The sequence below is a fragment of the Saccharopolyspora karakumensis genome (genome assembly GCF_004349225.1).
Taxonomy (GTDB): domain Bacteria; phylum Actinomycetota; class Actinomycetes; order Mycobacteriales; family Pseudonocardiaceae; genus Saccharopolyspora; species Saccharopolyspora endophytica.
The window spans coordinates 1-18,631 of the sequence record NZ_SMLA01000015.1; the positions used below are offsets into that span (position 1 = coordinate 1).

Consider the following 18,631-nt stretch of genomic DNA (forward strand, 5'->3'; position numbering starts at 1 on the left):
GGCGGGGTGTGAACGCGCTGAAGCCCGGGGCGCTTGGGGGCGCTCCCGGGCTTCAGGTGAGGTCTTCGGGTCAGTGACCGCCGCCGGCCTGGTGGCCTCCGGGGGTCTGGCTGCCGTGCTCCGGGCGCGGGTTGTGGTCCTCGCCGATCGGCACCTGGATGGTGACCTGACCGGCCTTCGCGAACACGAACGTCACCGGGATGGTCACCCCGGGCGTGATGTCCTGCTTGAGCCCGTTCAGCGTGATCTGCACCGTGCGCTGGCCGGCGGTCGCCGGCTGGGCCGACGGTCCGGTCGCGTGCAGAGCGGTGTTGCTCGGGAGGTCGCTGGTGCCGCTGACCTGCGCCGATGCCGCGTACGGGCTCGTGACCCGCACGAGCTTGTCGTCCGTGCCTTCGTTGCTCAGGACGAGCTCCAGCGGCGCCGACGAGCCGGCGCGGTAGAACGCGCCCTCGGTCGGGAAGGAGAGCGTGGCGTTGCGGACGGCGACCTGCTTCGCGTCACCGCTGCCGCCGTTGACAGCGGCGACCTGCGTGTCGGTCTCGGTGATCTGACCGGCACTGCAGCCAGCGAGGGCGACGACGGCGCCGAGTCCGAGTGCGGCCGGGATCAACCGCAGGCGGACGGCCTTGAGGTGCTGAGGGCGGCTCACGGTTGCAGCGTCCCTTCCTGATTGCCGGACAACCACGTGGAGCTTAATCCCCACCCCCCTGGGGTCGTGCAGGGGCTTGCCGAACTACGTATCGCGGGGCTCCGACAGGCCCGGGAGACCACCCGTCCGGACGGTCCATAGTGGATGGTTTCACAGGGCCGAAGAGGGCTGCCTTGCACGTCGGAGCAGGTCTTGTCAAGTCCCGTCCATGCTCTGACCTGCAATTACGGATGGTGAGGTGGTCGAGGCCCAGTTGCCCTACGTGTTAAAGTGGGGGTAGCGAAAGGGGCAGAGGACACATGGTTTTCAAGGTCGGAGAGACCGTCGTCTACCCGCACCACGGTGCCGCGCTCATCGAAGCAATCGAGACTCGTGTGATCAAGGGCGAGGAGAAGCAGTACCTCGTCCTCAAGGTCGCGCAGGGCGACCTGACGGTGCGCGTTCCCGCTGACAACGCCGAGATCGTCGGTGTTCGGGACGTCGTCGGTCAAGAGGGTCTGGATCGAGTCTTCGACGTGTTGCGGGCCCCGCACACCGAGGAGCCCACGAACTGGTCTCGTCGGTACAAGGCCAACCTCGAGAAACTCGCCTCCGGCGATGTGAACAAGGTGGCCGAAGTGGTGCGCGACCTCTGGCGACGCGAGAAGGATCGTGGCCTGTCCGCAGGCGAGAAGCGAATGCTGGCGAAAGCCCGTCAGATCCTGGTCAGCGAATTGGCGCTGGCGGAGGGCACTGACGAAGGCAAGGCGGAAACACTGCTGGACGAAGTCCTCGCCGCCGCGGTTTGATCATCGGAAACGGCTGAAGCGTGAGCGTTGTCGCGCTGGTCCCCGCAGCTGGTCGCGGGGTGCGTCTGGGGCTGGGCACGCCCAAGGCGCTGGTTCCGGTGAAGGGTGAGTCTTTACTGCTGCGCGCGGTCCGGGGCCTGCTGGGCTCGGGCTGCGTGCAGCACGTCGTGGTGGCTTCGCCGCCCGACCAGGTCGAGGTCGTGGCGGCCGAGCTCGCCACGCTGCCGAACGCGCACGTGGTGCCAGGCGGTGCCGAGCGAACCGACTCGGTGCGCCTGGCGCTGGGCGCCGTCGCCGAGGTGGCTCCGGACGCCCGGGTCGTGCTGGTGCACGACGCCGCGCGGTGCTTCACCCCGGCGACCATGATCCGCGATGTCGTGTCCGCGGTGGAGGCCGGTGCGCCCGCCGTGATCCCGGTGCTCCCGGTGACGGACACGATCAAGAAGGTCGACGAGTCGGGAACGGTCGTGGAGACCGTCGACCGCGCACCGCTGCGCGCGGTGCAGACCCCTCAGGGCTTCAACATCGACGTGCTGCGACAGGCCTACGCCGCCGCGGGCGACATCGCCACCGACGACGCCGGGCTGGTCGAGCGCGTCGGGGGCAAGGTTCGCACCGTCGACGGACACCCGGACGCCCTGAAGATCACGACCGCTTTCGACCTGGCGATCGCCGAGGCCGTGCTGGCCACCGAGGAGAGTTCCCCCAAGTGACTGATCGTCTGCCGTTCGTCGGGCAGGGTGTCGACGTGCATCCGGTCGAGGCCGGGCGCGAGTGCTGGATCGCCGGGCTGCAGTGGCCGGGCGTGGACGGCTGCGCCGGGCACTCCGACGGCGACGTGGCCTCACACGCGCTGTGCGACGCGCTGCTGTCGGCGTCGGGCCTGGGTGACCTGGGCGCGGTGTTCGGGACCGGCGACGACCGCTGGGCCGGCGCGCACGGCGCGGAGCTGCTGGAGGAGGTCCGCGCCCGGATCGACGCCGCCGGCTGCGCGATCGGCAACGCGGCGGTGCAGGTGATCGGCAACGCGCCGCGCATCGGCAAGCGCCGCGAGGAGGCGCAGCAGGTGCTGTCCAAGGCGGTCGGAGCTCCGGTGTCGGTCGCGGGCACGACCTCGGACGGGCTGGGCCTGACCGGTCGTGGCGAGGGCATCGCGGCGGTCGCGACCGCGTTGGTTTTCCGCTGAGTCAACGGGCAGGTACCCCGGTGTGTCGGGTAGTTGGAGTCCGGGAAAACTCAGGGGCGGCGCTCTTCTGATCCGGGGGCCCGGCGCGCGATGCTCGAACCATGTTGATCGAGCGGAACCGGTGGGTGCGTCGGCTGCTCGTTGTGCAGCCGTTGGTGATGTGGCCGGTGTCGGTCGTGCTCTGGTCGCTCGGCGACGAGCTCGACGTGGCGCTGGCGGTCGTGCTGCTGTGGCTGAGCGCCTCGGCGAGCGTTGCGGCCATAGTCCTCCCGATGAAGAACGACCAGAGCCGCCATTTCCACAATCCGGAATCTCGCGTCCAGTGCGGGCAGTTCTAGCCTGACGACCACGGGCGGTTCGGGCCGGAACCGCCCGCTCCCGGAGCCCGGCGCGGCGAACGGGGGAATTCCGCGCTCCTGGTCGTGAGGTTGACCGCATGTTCATGTCCGCTTCGCCGAAGCCGCATACCGTTGAGGGTGTGACTCTGCGAGCGGTGATCTTCGACTTCTCCGGCACCTTGTTCCGCCTGGAGGAGAACCCGTCCTGGTACTCCGACCTCACCGACGCCGACGGCAGTCCCTTCGACCTCTCCGCGCAGGCCGAGATCATGCGCCGGATGACCGCTCCGACCGGCCGGATCACCGAGCTCGGTGACGAGTTCATCGAAGCCTGGGAGAGCCGCGACCTCGACCCCGTGCTGCACCGCAAGGTCTACGTCGAGGTGCTGCGCAGCTCCGGAATTCCGAACGCGCAGGCCGAGAGCCTCTACGCGCGGCTGATCGACCCCGATCAGTGGACCCCGTACCCGGACACCGCCGAGGTGCTGCGCCGGTTGCACGAGCAGGGGGTGAAGGTCGGCGTGATCAGCAACATCGCCTTCGACATCCGCCCGGCCTTCGACCGGCTCGACATCAGCAAGCACGTCGACGAGTTCCTGCTGTCCTACCTCGAAGAGGTGATCAAGCCTGACCCGAAGATCTTCCTGCGGGCCTGCGAACGCCTCGGCGTCGCTCCCGAGGAGGCGCTGATGGTCGGCGACAGCGAGGAAGCCGACGGCGGCGCTGCCGGTGTCGGATGCCAGGTCGCGATCGTCGACCCCGCTCCCACCACCGAGCGCCCGACCGGCTTGATCGACGCGGTCGGAGATCTGCTCAGCTGAGGCGTCCCACCTTCCAGATCGCCCTTGACGACAATCGGCCTGTCGTGATTGCCCCGAAGTGCTTCCCCGTACCATCGGAGGCGTGAGCCTGCACCTACATGACACAGCGACCCGCACGACGCGCGAGTTCCACCCGCGCTGCGACGGAGTGGCGTCGATCTATGTCTGTGGTGCCACCGTGCAAGGCGTTCCGCACGTCGGCCACGTCCGCAGCGGGCTGAACTTCGACGTGCTGCGGCGCTGGTTGCAGCACTCGGGTTACGACGTGCGCCTGGTGCGCAACGTCACCGACATCGACGACAAGATCCTCACCAAGGCCGCCGACGCCGGTCGGCCCTGGTGGGAGTGGGCGTCCACGCACGAGCGCGCTTTCGAGTCGGCCTACGACCGGCTGGGCTGCCTGCCGCCGTCGGTGCTGCCGCGCGCCACCGGGCACGTCACGCAGATGATCGACCTGATCCAGCGCCTGATCGACAAGGGGCACGCCTACGCCTCCGGCGGTGACGTCTACTTCGACGTCGCCTCCTACGGCGACGAGTACGGTCGGCTGTCCGGGCAGCGCCTCGACGAGGTGCAGCAGGGCGAGTCGCTGGCCTCCGGCAAGCGCGACCCGCGCGACTTCACGCTGTGGAAGGGCGCCAAGCCGGGTGAGCCGAGCTGGCCGACGCCGTGGGGTCACGGTCGTCCGGGCTGGCACCTGGAGTGCTCGGCGATGGCCACCTTCTACCTGGGCGGCGAGTTCGACATCCACGGCGGCGGCCTGGACCTGGTGTTCCCGCACCACGAGAACGAGCTCGCGCAGTCCAACGCGGCGGGCGACGGGTTCGCGCAGTACTGGATGCACAACGCGTGGGTCACCATGAGCGGCGAGAAGATGTCGAAGTCGCTCGGCAACGTGCTGTCCATCCCGGCGGTGCTGGAGCGCGCCCGCGCCGTCGAGCTGCGCTACTACCTGGTGACGCCGCACTACCGGTCGACGATCGAGTTCTCCGAAGCGGGCCTGAAGGAGGCGGCGTCGGCGTTCGGCCGGATCGAGAACTTCGTCCGCAAGGTCGTCGACCGCACCGGTTCGGTCGAGCCGAGCGAGGTCTCCGAGGACTTCGCCCGCGCCCTCGACGACGACCTGGGCACGCCGCAGGCCACCGCCGCCGTGCACGCGGCGGTCCGCGAGGGCAACGCCGCGCTGGACCGCGGTGACGACGAGGCGGCCCGCGCCGCCGCCTCCGCGGTGCGCGCGATGACCGGCGTGCTCGGCCTGGATCCGCTGTCGCCGCAGTGGGCCGAGGACGGTGGCAACGCCGCGTACGACGCGCTCGGCGAAGCCGTGCGGTTGGTGCTCGAACAGCGCCAGAAGGCGCGTGCGGAGCGCGACTTCGCCACCGCCGACCTGCTGCGGGACCGGTTGCAGGAGGGCGGGATCGCCGTCGAGGACACCCCCGACGGTCCGACGTGGACATTGAAAGACGGGTAACTCGTGGCCGGCAATGACAAGCGCCGCGGTGGTGTGCGCAAGACCAACAAGAAGGGCATGGTCGTCGGCTCCGGCGGGCAGCGACGTCGCGGTCTCAAGGGCAAGGGCCCGACGCCGAAGGCCGAGGAGCGCGTCACGCACCCGGCCAAGAAGCGCGCCGACCAGCGCGCCAAGGCCGACCAGCAGCGCGCGAAGCGCCAGGCGTCGGCCGAGAACGCGCCCGAGCTCGTCGCCGGGCGCAACCCGGTCGTGGAGTGCGTCCGCGCGGGCGTCCCGGCCACCGGCTTGTACGTGGCGCAGGGCATCGACGTCGACGACCGCGTCACCGAGGCGGTCCGCGAGGCCAAGAACCGCGGCATCCCGGTGCTCGACGTGCCGCGCGTGGAGCTCGACCGGCTGACCAGCAACGCGATGCACCAGGGCCTGGCCCTGCAGGTGCCGCCGTTCGAGTACGCCCACCCCGGCGAGGTGCTGACGGCCGCGCACGACACCGGTCTGCCGCCGCTGATCGTGGCGCTGGACGGGGTCACCGACCCGCGCAACCTGGGAGCGGTGATCCGCTCGGCGGCCGCGTTCGGCGCGCACGGCGTGGTCGTGCCGCAGCGCCGGAGCGCCGGCATCACGGCGGTGGCGTGGCGGACCAGCGCGGGCACGGCGGCGAAGCTGCCGGTCGCCAAGGCCGTCAACCTGACGCGCACGCTCAAGGACTACAAGGAAGCCGGGCTGATGGTCATCGGCCTGGACGCCGATTCCGACATCATCTCCGACGAGCTGGAGCTGGCCACCGGTCCGCTCGTGGTCGTCGTCGGTTCGGAGGGCCGGGGCCTGTCCCGCCTGGTGCGGGAGACCTGCGACCAGACGGTGTCGATCCCGATGTCGGCCGGTGTCGAGTCGCTCAACGCCTCGGTCGCGGCCGGTGTGGTGCTCTCCGAGGTGGCCAGGCGGCGCCGGATCAGGTGAGGGTGAGAGCCCGGTCCATTCCGGGCATGCGGCGTGCGGGCCTCGGTTAGGCTCCTTCTCCGGTAACCGACCGAGGAGGCGTGGGCCTCCCGCAACCGAGGCCCTTCATGTCGTTCGCTTCGCCGCTGTTCCTGTGGTACTTCCTGCCGGCCGTGCTCGCGGTCGTGCTGGTGGCACCTCGAAGCGGGCGCAACGTCGTCATCGCGGTGGCCAGCCTCGTGTTCTACGCCAGCGGTGCGGGCGGCACGACGTTGTTGCTGCTGGCCTGCATCGCGGTGAACTTCCTGGCCGGTCGTCGCCTGGAACCGGGCGCCGAATGGCCGGGCCAGCGGGAACGCCGCAGGTGGCTGCTGGTCGGCGTGGTCGCGTTCAACCTGACGATCCTGCTGATCTGGAAGTACGCGGGCTTCGCCACCGAGCAGCTGGCGGTGCTGGCGCGCTGGTTCGGCGGCGACTACCCGGTGCTGCAGCTGGCCCTGCCGATCGGGATCTCGTTCTACACGTTCCACCACATCTCCTACGTGGTGGACATCTACCGGGGCGAGCGGCCCGCGCTGCGCGACCCGGTCTCGTTCATCACCTACATCGCGATGTTCCCGCAGCTGGTGGCGGGTCCGATCGTGCGCTACCGGGAGATCGCCGACCAGCTGCCGCAGCGCCGCACCCACCGGCTCGACGACATCGCGGCCGGTTTCCCGCGCTTCGCGTGGGGTCTGACGAAGAAGGTCGTCATCGCCGACACGCTGGCGCCGATGGTCGACGCCTGCTTCGCGACTCCCGCCCACGACATGACGTTCGCGATCGCCTGGCTGGGCGCGATCGGTTACGCGATGCAGCTGTACTTCGACTTCTCCGGCTACTCGGACATGGCGATCGGGCTGGGCCGGATGCTCGGGTTCCGGCTGCCGGAGAACTTCGCGCGGCCCTACTCGTCGGTGACGATCACCGAGTTCTGGCGGCGCTGGCACATGTCGCTGTCGCGCTGGTTCCGCGACTACGTCTACATCCCGCTCGGCGGAAACCGGCTGGGCACCGCGAAGACGTACCGGAACCTGACGATCATCTTCGTGCTCACCGGTTTCTGGCACGGTGCGGCGTGGACGTACCTGGTGTGGGGGCTCTTCCACGGTTCGCTGCTGGTGCTGGAACGCCGCTTCGGCTGGTCGACGGCACCCTCGGACCGGCGCTTCCGGCTGGGCCGGAGGGCGTTGACGATGCTGCTGGTGGTGATCGGCTGGGTGTTCTTCCGCGCGCCGGACCTGGCCAGCGCGCTGGGGATGCTGGGGCACATGCTGGTGCCCGACCTGGCGGGGCTGACCGACATCGTCTCGGCGTCGATGACCCACCAGCGGCTGTTCTTCCTGCTGGTCGCGCTGATCGTGGTGCTGCTGCCCGCGGGCTCGGGAACCGGCCCGTTCCTGGAGGCCGTCCGCACCCGCGAGGCGTACGCGGTGCGCGCGGCGGTGCTCACGGCGGGCCTGGGCTACGCGGGCCTGCTGGTCGCCACCGGCACGTTCAGCCCGTTCCTGTACTACCAGTTCTGAGGGCGTGAGCGATGAGGATTCCTGAGCTGCCGCCGGTGCACGAGGCGTGGTTGCCGCGGGAGCACCCGCTGCACCGGCCTCGGCACGGCAGGCGTCAGCTGGTGGCGTTGATCTGCGCGCTGGCGTTCTTCAGCGCCCCGTTGAGCAGCTGGCTGTTCGGTGCGCGGCCGGAGCAGCTGGAGAACCGGCCGCTGGCCGAGTTCCCCAGCGTCACCGAGGGTTTCGGGTTCTTCACCGGCCTGAACGGGTGGGCGACCGATCACCTGCCGTTCCGCAAGGGCGCGGTGCAGGCGGTCAACGGGATCAGCAGGGGAGTGTTCGGCGAACCGGCCCCGCTGGCGGGCGGCTCGCACAGCTCGCCGGTGGGCGCCGGTCAGGTGGACGCCAAGCCGCCGATCGACGAGAGCGTGTTCCCGCCGGTCATCGAGGGCGGGGACGGGTGGCTGTACCTGGGCCACGACGTGTCCTACCGCTGCGTTCCGTCCCGGTCGACGAAGGAGGTGATCGCCGGGCTGCGCGCCTGGCGCAAGTCCGTGGAGTCCTCGGGCCGGAGGTTCCAGCTGGTCATCGCCCCGGACAAGTCCACTGTGTACCCGGAGCACCTGCCGGAGACCTACCCGGGCGAGGACTGCTCCGTCGCCGAGCGGGAAGCGTTCTGGCGCGAGGTCCCGAAGGCGACCGGGGCGATCGATCTGCGCGCCCCGCTGCGGCAGACCGCCGAGCGCAACGGGCGCCCGATCTACCACGACATCGACACGCACTGGACCCACGAGGGCGGCGCGACGATGGTCTACCAGCTCGCGGAGCGGCTGTCTCCGGGGATCACCGGCACGTGGAAGATGGCGCCGTCACGGCAGTACCCGCACACCGCGGACATCCCGGACCTGCTGGGGCAGGACCGCACGGTGCCGATCCAGGCCTATTCGCTGGCGCCGGACGGGGGAGTGGACAACACGCAGTTCAAGCCCAGCGACTTCCACCAGCCGCTGCACCTGAAGTCCTCGCCCAAAACCGGCATGATCACCGATCCGGTGCGCATGGTGGGCGATTCGTTCACCCAGTTCGCCAGCCCGTACCTCGCCGCGACCTACGCGGACATCGCCATCACGCACCCGGACAACATCGCGACGAACACCCAGGCCACGGCGAACTTCCTGGCGGAGGGCGAGACGATCACCTTCGAGCTCTCGGAGCGCTTCGTGGCCGGAGGCAGGTACCCGCTCCTGGACCCGGCAACGGCGGCGGAGGTCGGCAGAGTCCTCGCCGCCCACCCCGTCCGCTGAGCCTGCTCTGATGGTGCGGTCCCGCAGCTGGTTACGAACTTCGCGCGAGATTCGAATCGGCGCGCGGCTCCCCGCCCGGAGCCCTCGCGGGAAGGCTCCGGGCAGGGCCCGGATCAGCGCCTCAGGGGGGTGAAGTCCCTGGACGCCACGTGGTTCGGCCGGGGGGACTTCGCCGCGAAGGGTTCGACCAGGGCGTTGTCCACGCTGTTGAACACGATGAAGATGTTCGAGCGCGGGTAGGGCGTGATGTTGTTGCCCGAGCCGTGCATGCAGTTGGAGTCGAACCACAAGGCCGAGCCCGCCTGGCCGGTGAACTGCTCGATCCCGTGCTCGTAGGCCAGCTTGGTGATATTGTCCTCGGACGGGACGCCGACCTTCTGCTGCTTGAGCGAGGACTTGTAGTTGTCCTCCGGGGTCTCACCGGCGCAGGACACGAACGTGCGATGCGCGCCCGGCATGATCATCAGACCGCCGTTGAACGGGTAGTTGTCGGTCAGCGCGATCGAGATGCTGACCGCGCGCATGGCCGGCATGCCGTCCTCGGCGTGCCACGTCTCGAAGTCCGAGTGCCAGTAGAAACCCGTACCGCGGTAGCCGGGCATGAAGTTGATCCGGCTCTGGTGCACGTACACGTCCGAGCCCAGGATCTGCCGGGCGCGGTCCAGCACTCGCGGATCACGGGCGAGCGCTCCGATCCGTTCGCTGATCTCGTGAACCTCGAAGATGGAGCGGACTTCGTTCGACGAACGTTCGACGACGGTGCGTTCGTCGTTGCGGACCCTCTCATCGCGCATCAGCCTCTCCAGCTCCTGCCAGTGCGCCTGCACCTCGGCGGGGGACAGCAGTCCCTCCACCACGTGGAAGCCCTTGGCGTCGTGAGCGGCCAGCTCGTCGCGCGCGGCCGGTCCGGTGCTCACACCGGACCAGACGGTCGGATCGGTCCGATCGAGCAGCGTCGAATCGGAGCCCCGGGTGGGGTAGCGGTCCGTGGTGCTCAGATCAGCGAGGGTCATGGGTTGCGCCTCCTTCGCGAATTCCCGCCGGAGCGGGCCGATGCCCTGGTGGACACCGCCCGCCGTTCTCGGTTCCTCGGTAAGAAGCGGCACACGTCAAGTGCCCGCGTTCCCCCACGTCGACGCGTGGGGAAAACCCTGGTGGTAAAGACAGCGCGGCGGGTCCCCCCTGTGCTCGGGGTACCCGCCGCGCGCGTCGCTTAACTCAGCTGGCGACGTCGTCCTCGACGATCAGCGGGTAGACGCCGTTCTCGTCGTGGACCTCACGACCGGTGACCGGCGGGTTGAACACGCAGACGGTCTTCATGGTCGTCTTCGGGCGGACCTGGTGCTTGTCCGCGTCGTTGAGCACGTAGATCGAGCCCGGCTTGAGCTGGTGGACCTCGCCGGTCGCCTTGTTCTCGACCTCGCCCTCACCCTCGGTGATGAACACGGCCTCGATGTGGTTGGCGTACCAGAAGTCGTTCACCGTGCCGGCGTAGAGCGTGGTCTCGTGCACCGAGAAGCCCAGCTTGTCCTTGGCCAGGAGAATGCGCTTGCTGCGCCAGTTCTCGGTCTTGATGTCGGCGTCGGTGTCCTCGATATCCGAGAGGTGCCGGACGATCACGTTTCCTCCTGCGAATCTTTGTTCAGTGGTGCACTGCGCGGGTACTCGGCCACACGCAGCTTGCCGCACGACGTGCCGGGGCCGGGAGAGGTGAAAGCCGATTGACGACCTTTTCACCCTCCCGACCCCGTGTGATCAGCGTCGAAATCAGGCGAGAACGGACTTGACGGAGTCGCGAACGATCGCCAGGCCCTTCTCCAGCTCCTCGTCGGAGATGGTCAGCGGCGGCATGATCTTCAGGACCTCGCTGGACGGACCGGAGGTCTCCATCAGGAGCTTCCGGTCGAACGCGGCCTTGGAGACCTTGCCCGCCACGTTGGTGTCCTCGAAGCCCAGACCGCGGGCGAGACCGCGGCCCTTGGCCAGCGCGCCACCGTGCTCGGCGGCGATCTCCTCCAGCACCTGGCCGACCCGCTCGCCCTTGGCGATGGTGGACTTCTCCAGCTCGTCGTCGGACCAGTACAGCCGGAACGCCTCGCTGGCGGTCACGAACGCCGGGTTGTTGCCGCGGAAGGTGCCGTTGTGCTCGCCCGGCTCCCACACGTCGTGCTCCGGCTTGATCAGCGTCACCGCGAGGGGCATGCCGTAGCCGCCGATGGACTTGGACAGGCAGACGATGTCGGGCTGGATGCCGGCCTCCTCGAAGGAGAAGAACGGACCGGTCCGGCCGCAGCCCATCTGCACGTCGTCGACGATCATCAGGATCCCGTGCTTCTGGCACAGGTCGTAGAGGCCGCGCAGCCACTCCGGACGGGACGAGTTGATGCCGCCCTCGCCCTGCAGCGTCTCGACGATGACCGCCGCCGGCTCGTTGAGGCCCGAACCGCTGTCCTCGAGCATGCGCTCGAAGTACAGGAAGTCGGGCACCTGGCCGTCGAAGTAGTCGTCGTAGGGCATCGGGGTGGCGTGCACCAGCGGGATGCCCGCGCCACCGCGCTTCATCGAGTTACCGGTGACAGACAGCGAGCCCAGCGTCATGCCGTGGAAGGCGTTGGTGAAGCTGATGATCGACTCGCGGCCGGTGATCTTGCGGGCCAGCTTCAGCGCCGACTCGACCGAGTTGGTGCCCGTCGGGCCGGGGAACTGGACCTTGTAGTTGAGGCCGCGCGGCTGCAGCACGTGGGAGTTGAAGCTCTCCAGGAACTCGGCCTTGGCCTTGGTGGCCTGGTCGAGGCCGTGCGTCACGCCGTCACGCGCGATGTAGTCGAGCAGCTTCTGCTTCAGGGCCGGGTTGTTGTGGCCGTAGTTGAGCGCGCCGGCTCCCGCGAAGAAGTCGAGGTAGCCGGCGCCGTCCACGTCGTAGAGGTAGCTGCCGACCGCGCGGTCGAACGTGGTCGGCCACGTTCGGCTGTAGCTGCGGACTTCCGATTCAAGGGTGGCGAAGATGTCGTTCACGGATCCTCCGTTCGGCCGACGGCGCGCGGGCGCCCGGCGCTTCAGGGACGAACAAGATTGGGTGTCAGGCGGCGTCGAGCGGCCCGATGCGGTACAGGTCTTCCCCCAGATGCGAGTCGGGGAACAGGTCAGCGGTGAACAACTCGCTGCTGTTGATCTCTGCGGCTCGGTCGCGCGCCAGTGCGCTGAATAGCTTGATCGACGCGGCGTTGTCCGGGGTGATGGTGGTCTCCAGGAACCGCACGCCGCGCCCCTGCACGCGGTCGAGCAGGTGGTTCAGCAGCTTTCCTGCCACGCCACCCCCGCGCTGGGAGGCATCGACGGCGATCTGCCACACCACGATGGTGTCCGGGGCGTCGGGCCGGATGAATCCGGTCACGAAGCCCACGACCGCACCGTCGACACGCGCCACCGCGGAGGTCTGCGAGAAGTCCCGGCACCACAGCAAATATGCGTAGGACGAGTTCACGTCGAGCACTCCCGAATCACGGGTGATCCGGTAGAGCTCTGGGCCGTCCGCGACGACCGGAGCGTCGATCTCCAACCGTCCGGCTGAACCGCTTCCGCCATTTCGATCTTCGTGTTTATGGCTCGGTTTATCGCCGGTCATGTTTTGCCAACTTAACAGAACATCCGTGTTGAGTCAGGTTCTGGCGCCTTTCTTCCGGCATCTACCAGGCGATTCGCAATTTTACACGTGAGAAGCACTACAGAAATGTTGATCCGTCGTCTCGGCCGGTGCTAGCCCCCATCTTCGGAGATTTGCAGGACAATTTCCGGCATGCTCTGACCTGCGAAAACGTTGAATACAAGAGTGATTGATCATCGGCGGGCAGGAAATTTTCCGGTGTTGCGAATACCGCCGGATCCGGTGGAAATGGCAGCGGGCGCACTCTCCGGGGCCGGCACGCCCCGGGCGAGTGCGCCCGCGTGCGGGAACCCGTGCCTGCGTCCGGGTTCCCGTGGAGGGAGGTCGATCAGACTCCGGCCAGCGACGAGATCCAGTCGCGGTACTCGGTGATGTTGACGTAGGCGGTCGAGGTCGCGCGGTCGCTCGTGGAGGCCACGCCCACCTGCTTGTCACCTGCGAACATCGGGCCGCCGGAGTCGCCACCGGCCGGGATGCCGTCGCCGCGCGAGGCGCAGATGGCCTGGCCGCCGCGGTAGTCGGTGCAGTCACCGTTGACTGCGGTCACGTTGACGTCGGCGACCTTGAGGATCGGCGCCTGGCACTCGATCTCCGGCTTGTCGGTGCAGGTCGCGCCCCAGCCGTAGGCCTGGACGGTGTCACCGGGGTTGACGGTGCCCGCGTCGCCCAGCGGCGCGTAGTCGGTCTGCACGGCGTGGTCGATCTTGACCAGCGCGACGTCGGCGGTGTCGTGGATGTGCACCTCGCCCGGGATGGCGTTGGCGTGCTCGCCCTTGGTCTGGTCGACGTCGCCGATGTTGAAGCTCAGGCCGTTGCCGTCGGCCGCGTCGGCGACGCAGTGCTGAGCGGTGAGGACCCACTCGGGGGCGATGATGGAAGCGGTGCAGGTCTCCTGGTCGTCGACGAACAGGCGGGCCGCCCAAGGCGCGCTGTCCACCTCGCGGCCATCGATGATGTAAGGCTGGACGTCCTGCGGAGTGGTATCTGCTGCCTGGGCGGGCACCGCCAGCAGGCCGCCGGCGATCACGGCACCGGCGAGTCCGGCGAGAGTGCGGACGAGCGACACGTTGGTCTCCTTCGGTTCGCGGATGGGGCGAGGACCGAAATCGACCTTCACTCGAATGCGTGATGCTGTCCATTGCTTGAGCACAACTCGCCAATTACTGGGAAATCACCGCGCGGCAATTCCACGTATTTCCCAACGGAATTGGGACTCCGCCGCGCGTCGGGGCTCGCGGGGATCGTTCCGTCAGGCGGAGTTTCGGCGCAGCTCCCGGTATTCCTTGACCACCAGCACGATGATGACGATGTCCAGCACGGTCAGCGCCGGCAGCACCCACGAGTGCGTCTGCACGCCGCGGACCAGCTCGAAGAGCACGAACAGCCCGAGCGCGGTGATCGCGGCCGGGTACCAGCGGACGGCCTTGCGGAGCAGTGCGATGACCAGGACGAGCTTGATCAGGCCGTGCACCAGCAGGTAACCGATCACGAAAGCGCGGGCGCCACCGGTGAAGTGGTGCACGGCCTCCTCGAAGTGCCCGGCCAGCGGGCCCGTCGGCGGGCCGAGGAGGTCGCGGGTCACCACGCCGTGCGCGATCCGCGTCAGCGCGTGCGGCGGGAAGAAGATCAGCAGCACGCCGCCGGCCAGCTGGCCCACGGCGTCCAGCCCCTTGAGCCACACGGCCGTGCGGAACAGCCGATCGGTCATCGTCACCTCAGCACCCACGGACCCATGATGCGCCGCATCCCCGAGGTGGACGCGCGGAGCCGGGCGGCGCCTCCCGGGTGCTCGGGGACCGCGCGGTTGTGGTCCGGACGGGGAGCGTGTCCGCTTCGTCCGATTCGGACCAGAACCGCCCACTGGGGACGCTCGCGCCGGTCAGAGGGCCTTGGTCATGAAGACGCTGCTGGGGTCCTTGCGGTATTCGGCGAACGGCTCGCAGTATGCGAAGCCGTGTTTGAGGTACAGCTTGCGCGCCGGCTCGAAGAATTCGGCGGAACCCGTTTCGAGGCTCAGCCGGGTGTAGCCCATGAGTTTCGATTCGCTGATGATGTGCTTCAGCAGTTGAGACGCGATTCCACGATTCTTGTGCGCCGGGTCGGTTCGCATTGATTTGACCTCGGCGTGTTCAAGATCGAGTTCTTTGATCGCTCCGCAGCCCAGCACCGCGTCCCCCTCGCGCGCCGACCAGAACGTCACCCCAGGTCGGCGCAGGGAGCTGAGCTCCAGCGCGTGCGTGCTCCCGGGAGGGGAGATCGCCCGCATCTCGCTGAGATGGCCGTGCAGGAAAGCCTCGATCTCCGGACCTGTCAGATCGTCAACGACAATGCGCACGAGCAAACCCCACCAGAATTCACGATCGACATCCGCTGGGACGGTATAGGTCGAGGTCCTCCGATGTCCAGCGCCCCTGTTGAGGTGATCTTCAACCCGTTGAAAAAGTGGGTCGTAATCGCAGGTTGGGGGCCGGACGTTACCTTTTTGCTGGTCTCGGGACCAAATTTCACCCCGATGGCTGTGGCGCAACGGACACAGCCGTACCCGGTCAGTTAAAAGGCCTGGTCAGGTACGCTCGGAGCCGCTGAGGGGACTCGAACCCCTGACCATCCGCTTACAAGGCGGGCGCTCTACCAGCTGAGCTACAGCGGCAACGCACGAACGATGTGTGCGCGAACATCGTAAGCGCCGCGGCACCCGTGCTGGGAAGCGGCCGCGCTTGCCTCGACGACCAGGTGATGGAAGCCACAGATGCCGAGTGCAACGGTCCGCTCATGACAGGCGATGCCCGAGGGGAAGATCAGCCACGGCGGCGCTCCGCTCGCGGGGTGCGGCAGGAAGGAAAGACCGCGGTGGGAATCACGCAGCGCGCGCGTGGTGTGCTGCGGCGGCGCGACCCCGAGCAGACGATCGTCCCGGGCTCTCGCAACGTCGTCTTCGGGCCCTCGCTGCCCGACGAGTCAACCGTCCACCTGGTCCTGGACCTCGGCCTGCGCATCGGTGAGGTGCAGATGGCCAGCGGTGCCGGTGCCTCGGACGTCACCGCGACCATCATCGGCGTCGTCAGCGCCTACGGTCTGCCGCACTGCGAGGTCGACGTGATCTACACGTCGATCACCGTCTCCTGCTACCGGGGCACCGAGCAGCCGCCGATCACCTCGCTGCGCGTGGTCCGCAACCGCTCCATCGACTACACCCGGCTCGCCGACGTCGAGAAGCTGCTGCGGCGGATCACCGCGGGCGAGATCAGCGCCAGCGACGCCTACGCCGAGCTGGACCGCATCACCACCGCGCCGCACCCGTTCCCGCGCTGGGTCGCCACCCTGGCCTGGGCGGGCATGGCCGCGTCGCTGGCCGTCCTGCTCGGCGGCGGCGAGGACCCGTTCCTGCCGCTGGTCGCCGCGGGCACCACCGCGCTGGTCGACCGCATCGGGCGGTTGCTCAACAAGCGCGCCCTGCCGTTCTTCTTCCAGCAAGCCGTCGGGGGCGTGATCGCCACCAGTCTCGCGCTGGGGGCCTTCGCCGCCGGGGTGCTGCACAACCCGCCGCTGGCGATCGCCGCGAGCATCATCGTTCTGCTGTCCGGTATGACCGTCGTCGGTTCCATGCAGGACGCCATCACCGGTTACAACGTCACGGCGGCGGGCCGGATGGCCGAACTGGCGATGATGACCGCCGGGCTGATCGCGGGCGTGGTCCTGGCGCTGTACGTGGGACTGCGCATCGGCGGCGACACCGTGGCCGGGCTGGACGCCCAATCGCTGGGCAGAGCGCAGGTCGGCACGCCGGCGCTGCAGCTGTCGGTGCAGATCCTGGCCGGTGCCTCCACCTCGGCGTGCTTCGCGCTGGCCAGCTACGCGCCGCCGCGGCCGCTGCTGATCGCGGGCATCGGCGGTGGTGTGGCGGCCGGGGTGCACGCGACGCTGATCGTGGAGGGCGGCGTCGAGCTCAACCCGGTGCTGGCCGGGGCCGTGGCCACCACCGTCGTCGGTCTCGCGGGCGGGATCGTCGCCCGTCGGCTGGAGATCCCGGCGCTGGTCGTCGCGGTCTCCGCCGTGTCGCCGCTGCTGCCCGGTCTGGCGACCTACCGGGGCCTGTTCGAGCTGTCGGTGCTGCGCAGCCCGGCCGGTGTGGCGACGCTGATGCTGGCGGTGGCCACCGGGCTCGCCCTCGGTGCGGGCGTGGTGCTCGGTGAGTACCTGGCGCAACCGGTGCGCAGCCGGCTCGGCAGGCTGGAGCGGCGGATCTCCGGGCCGAGGCTGTCCGGCCCGCTGCGCCCCAGCAGACGGCGCCTGGACTGAACGCCGACTTGCCGCGTTCCGCAACGGGATCGAAGTTAAGGCCCCATCCGGACCGAAACACGCGGGTGTGTTTGGTCCACACGAAGCACGCGGCGGCGGTGCGCGTTAAGTAGCCTCACAACTACAGGTGGGTACACGGCAGGAGGGTTTCCGGTGAGCGAGGGCGACGGGCCCAACAGGAGTTCCAACCGGGCGGACTTCGTCGTGGTCGCCAACCGGCTTCCGGTCGACCTGGAGAAGCTGGAGGACGGCACCGAGCGCTGGAAGCACAGCCCGGGAGGGCTGGTCACGGCGCTGGAGCCGTTCCTGCGCGCCCGTCGCGGAGCCTGGGTCGGCTGGCCGGGTGTCGCTGACGTCGACGTCGAGCCCTTCGACGACGACGAGATGCAGCTGTACCCGGTCCGGTTGTCGGCCGAGGAGTTCGCCGAGTACTACGAGGGGTTCTCCAACGCGACGTTGTGGCCGCTGTACCACGACGTGGTCGTGCCGCCGGTGTTCGACCGCTCCTGGTGGCACGCCTACCAGCGGGTGAACCGCCGCTTCGCCGAAGCCGCCGCGAAGGTCAGCGCCGAAGGCGCCACCGTGTGGGTGCAGGACTACCAGCTGCAGCTGGTGCCCGCGATGCTGCGCGAGCTCCGGCCGGACCTGCGGATCGGCTTCTTCCTGCACATCCCGTTCCCGCCGGTCGAGCTGTTCATGCAGCTGCCGTGGCGGACCGAGATCGTGCGCGGCCTGCTCGGCGCCGACCTGGTCGGGTTCCACCGGCCCGGCGGCGCGCAGAACTTCCTCTGGCTGGCCCGCAGGCTCGCCGGTTTCGAGCCCAGCCGCGGCCAGGTCGGCGTGCGCAACCGGCCCGGTGTCGTGCAGGTCGGTGACCGGACCGTGCGGGTCGGCGCGTTCCCGATCTCCATCGCCTCCACCGAGCTGGACAAGCTGGCGCGCAGCAAGGACGTCCAGCAGCGGGTCAAGAAGCTGCGCGCCGACCTGGGCAACCCGCGCAAGATCATGCTCGGCGTGGACCGGCTGGACTACACCAAGGGCATCGACGTGCGGCTGCACGCGATGCACGAGCTGCTCGCCGAGGGCCACATCAAGGCCGAGGACGTGACGATGATCCAGGTCGCCACGCCCAGCCGGGAACGCGTCGAGCACTACAAGCAGATGCGCGAGGACATCGAAGGCCAGGTCGGCCGGATCAACGGTCTCTTCGGGCGGGTCGGTCACCCGGCCGTGCATTATTTGCACACGTCGGTGAACAAGAAGGACCTCGTCGCGCTCTACGCCGCCGCCGACGTCATGGTCGTCACCCCGGTTCGCGATGGGATGAACCTCGTCTGCAAGGAGTACGTCGCCTGCCGCTACGACCTGGGTGGCGCACTGGTCCTCAGCGAATTCGCCGGAGCCGCCGCGGAACTCACCAGCGCGTTCCTGGTGAACCCCCACAACCTGGACGGCGTGAAGGACGCGCTGCTCGCCGCCCTGGAGATCGACGAGGCCGAGGGTCGCCGTAGGATGCGCGCTCTGCGTAGGCAAGTGCTCACGCACGACGTCGACCGCTGGGCGCGGTCGTTCCTCGAAGCGTTGGGCGCACCCCTCGTGGAGTAGCTGGCGGTAACCGGTCCGGA

At 68.7% G+C, this 18,631-nt stretch carries 19 protein-coding genes and 1 tRNA gene; 11 read left to right on the forward strand and 9 right to left on the reverse strand.

All coding sequences use genetic code 11. The annotated features are described in order from the left end of the window. Positions 1–70 precede the first annotated feature (70 nt). Entirely contained in the window at positions 71–652 is a 582-nt protein-coding gene (locus tag E1202_RS12750) for a copper chaperone PCu(A)C (protein ID WP_235878198.1), read from the reverse strand. A 299-nt stretch (positions 653–951) separates the two neighbouring features. Between E1202_RS12750 and E1202_RS12755 the strand changes: the two genes are divergently transcribed. The 9 genes from E1202_RS12755 to E1202_RS12795 all read left to right on the forward strand — a co-directional run bounded on the left by E1202_RS12755 (position 952) and on the right by E1202_RS12795 (position 9,043). Then, entirely contained in the window at positions 952–1,440 is a 489-nt protein-coding gene (locus E1202_RS12755) for a CarD family transcriptional regulator (protein WP_132623361.1), read from the forward strand. Positions 1,441–1,460: 20 nt separating this feature from the next. Further along, the gene (gene ispD / locus E1202_RS12760; RefSeq protein ID WP_132683206.1) at positions 1,461–2,153 is read left to right on the forward strand and encodes a 2-C-methyl-D-erythritol 4-phosphate cytidylyltransferase; all 693 of its coding nucleotides are present in this window, start codon (positions 1,461–1,463) and stop codon (positions 2,151–2,153) included. Then, positions 2,150–2,626, forward strand: a complete 477-nt coding sequence (gene ispF, locus E1202_RS12765) for a 2-C-methyl-D-erythritol 2,4-cyclodiphosphate synthase (RefSeq protein WP_207918608.1) — start codon at positions 2,150–2,152, stop codon at positions 2,624–2,626. Before ispD ends, ispF begins: the two co-directional genes overlap by 4 nt. A gap of 101 nt (positions 2,627–2,727) precedes the next feature. Then, a complete protein-coding gene (locus E1202_RS12770) occupies positions 2,728–2,964 on the forward strand; it encodes a hypothetical protein (protein ID WP_132683208.1) in 237 nt (78 codons plus the stop codon). A 140-nt stretch (positions 2,965–3,104) separates the two neighbouring features. Then, on the forward strand, positions 3,105–3,785 hold the full coding sequence (locus E1202_RS12775) for an HAD family hydrolase (RefSeq protein ID WP_132683210.1): 681 nt from the start codon (positions 3,105–3,107) through the stop codon (positions 3,783–3,785). Positions 3,786–3,867: 82 nt separating this feature from the next. Then, positions 3,868–5,256, forward strand: a complete 1,389-nt coding sequence (cysS, locus tag E1202_RS12780) for a cysteine--tRNA ligase (RefSeq protein WP_132683212.1) — start codon at positions 3,868–3,870, stop codon at positions 5,254–5,256. A gap of 3 nt (positions 5,257–5,259) precedes the next feature. Continuing rightward, on the forward strand, positions 5,260–6,216 hold the full coding sequence (gene rlmB / locus E1202_RS12785) for a 23S rRNA (guanosine(2251)-2'-O)-methyltransferase RlmB (protein WP_132683214.1): 957 nt from the start codon (positions 5,260–5,262) through the stop codon (positions 6,214–6,216). A 107-nt stretch (positions 6,217–6,323) separates the two neighbouring features. After that, the gene (locus E1202_RS12790; RefSeq protein ID WP_132683216.1) at positions 6,324–7,760 is read left to right on the forward strand and encodes an MBOAT family O-acyltransferase; all 1,437 of its coding nucleotides are present in this window, start codon (positions 6,324–6,326) and stop codon (positions 7,758–7,760) included. Positions 7,761–7,771: 11 nt separating this feature from the next. After that, positions 7,772–9,043 (forward strand): alginate O-acetyltransferase AlgX-related protein, encoded by a 1,272-nt coding sequence (locus E1202_RS12795; RefSeq protein ID WP_132683218.1) that lies wholly within the window; start codon positions 7,772–7,774, stop codon positions 9,041–9,043. Positions 9,044–9,156: 113 nt separating this feature from the next. Here E1202_RS12795 and thpD read toward each other — a convergent pair whose 3' ends face one another. The 8 genes from thpD to E1202_RS12835 form a co-directional block, all read right to left on the reverse strand. Next, entirely contained in the window at positions 9,157–10,056 is a 900-nt protein-coding gene (thpD, locus tag E1202_RS12800; RefSeq protein WP_132683220.1) for an ectoine hydroxylase, read from the reverse strand. Between the two features lie 205 nt (positions 10,057–10,261). Then, the gene (locus E1202_RS12805) at positions 10,262–10,663 is read right to left on the reverse strand and encodes an ectoine synthase (protein WP_132678446.1); all 402 of its coding nucleotides are present in this window, start codon (positions 10,661–10,663) and stop codon (positions 10,262–10,264) included. 147 nt (positions 10,664–10,810) lie between these two features. After that, positions 10,811–12,058 (reverse strand): diaminobutyrate--2-oxoglutarate transaminase, encoded by a 1,248-nt coding sequence (ectB, locus tag E1202_RS12810; protein ID WP_132683222.1) that lies wholly within the window; start codon positions 12,056–12,058, stop codon positions 10,811–10,813. Between the two features lie 64 nt (positions 12,059–12,122). After that, complete coding sequence (gene ectA / locus E1202_RS12815) at positions 12,123–12,602, reverse strand: diaminobutyrate acetyltransferase (RefSeq protein WP_132683223.1); 480 nt, start codon at positions 12,600–12,602, stop codon at positions 12,123–12,125. 433 nt (positions 12,603–13,035) lie between these two features. Then, a complete protein-coding gene (locus E1202_RS12820; protein WP_132683225.1) occupies positions 13,036–13,773 on the reverse strand; it encodes a S1 family peptidase in 738 nt (245 codons plus the stop codon). 183 nt (positions 13,774–13,956) lie between these two features. Beyond that, complete coding sequence (locus E1202_RS12825; RefSeq protein ID WP_235878200.1) at positions 13,957–14,433, reverse strand: DUF2127 domain-containing protein; 477 nt, start codon at positions 14,431–14,433, stop codon at positions 13,957–13,959. Between the two features lie 153 nt (positions 14,434–14,586). Then, the gene (locus E1202_RS12830) at positions 14,587–15,042 is read right to left on the reverse strand and encodes a GNAT family N-acetyltransferase (RefSeq protein WP_132683229.1); all 456 of its coding nucleotides are present in this window, start codon (positions 15,040–15,042) and stop codon (positions 14,587–14,589) included. Between the two features lie 242 nt (positions 15,043–15,284). Then, a tRNA-Thr gene (locus E1202_RS12835) sits at positions 15,285–15,357 on the reverse strand. 200 nt (positions 15,358–15,557) lie between these two features. On the opposite strand from E1202_RS12835, the gene E1202_RS12840 reads away from it, so the two are divergent. After that, positions 15,558–17,006, forward strand: coding sequence for a threonine/serine exporter family protein (locus E1202_RS12840; protein ID WP_132683231.1), 1,449 nt, complete (start codon positions 15,558–15,560; stop codon positions 17,004–17,006). A gap of 153 nt (positions 17,007–17,159) precedes the next feature. Next, a complete protein-coding gene (locus tag E1202_RS12845) occupies positions 17,160–18,611 on the forward strand; it encodes an alpha,alpha-trehalose-phosphate synthase (UDP-forming) (protein ID WP_132683233.1) in 1,452 nt (483 codons plus the stop codon). Positions 18,612–18,631: the final 20 nt, after the last annotated feature.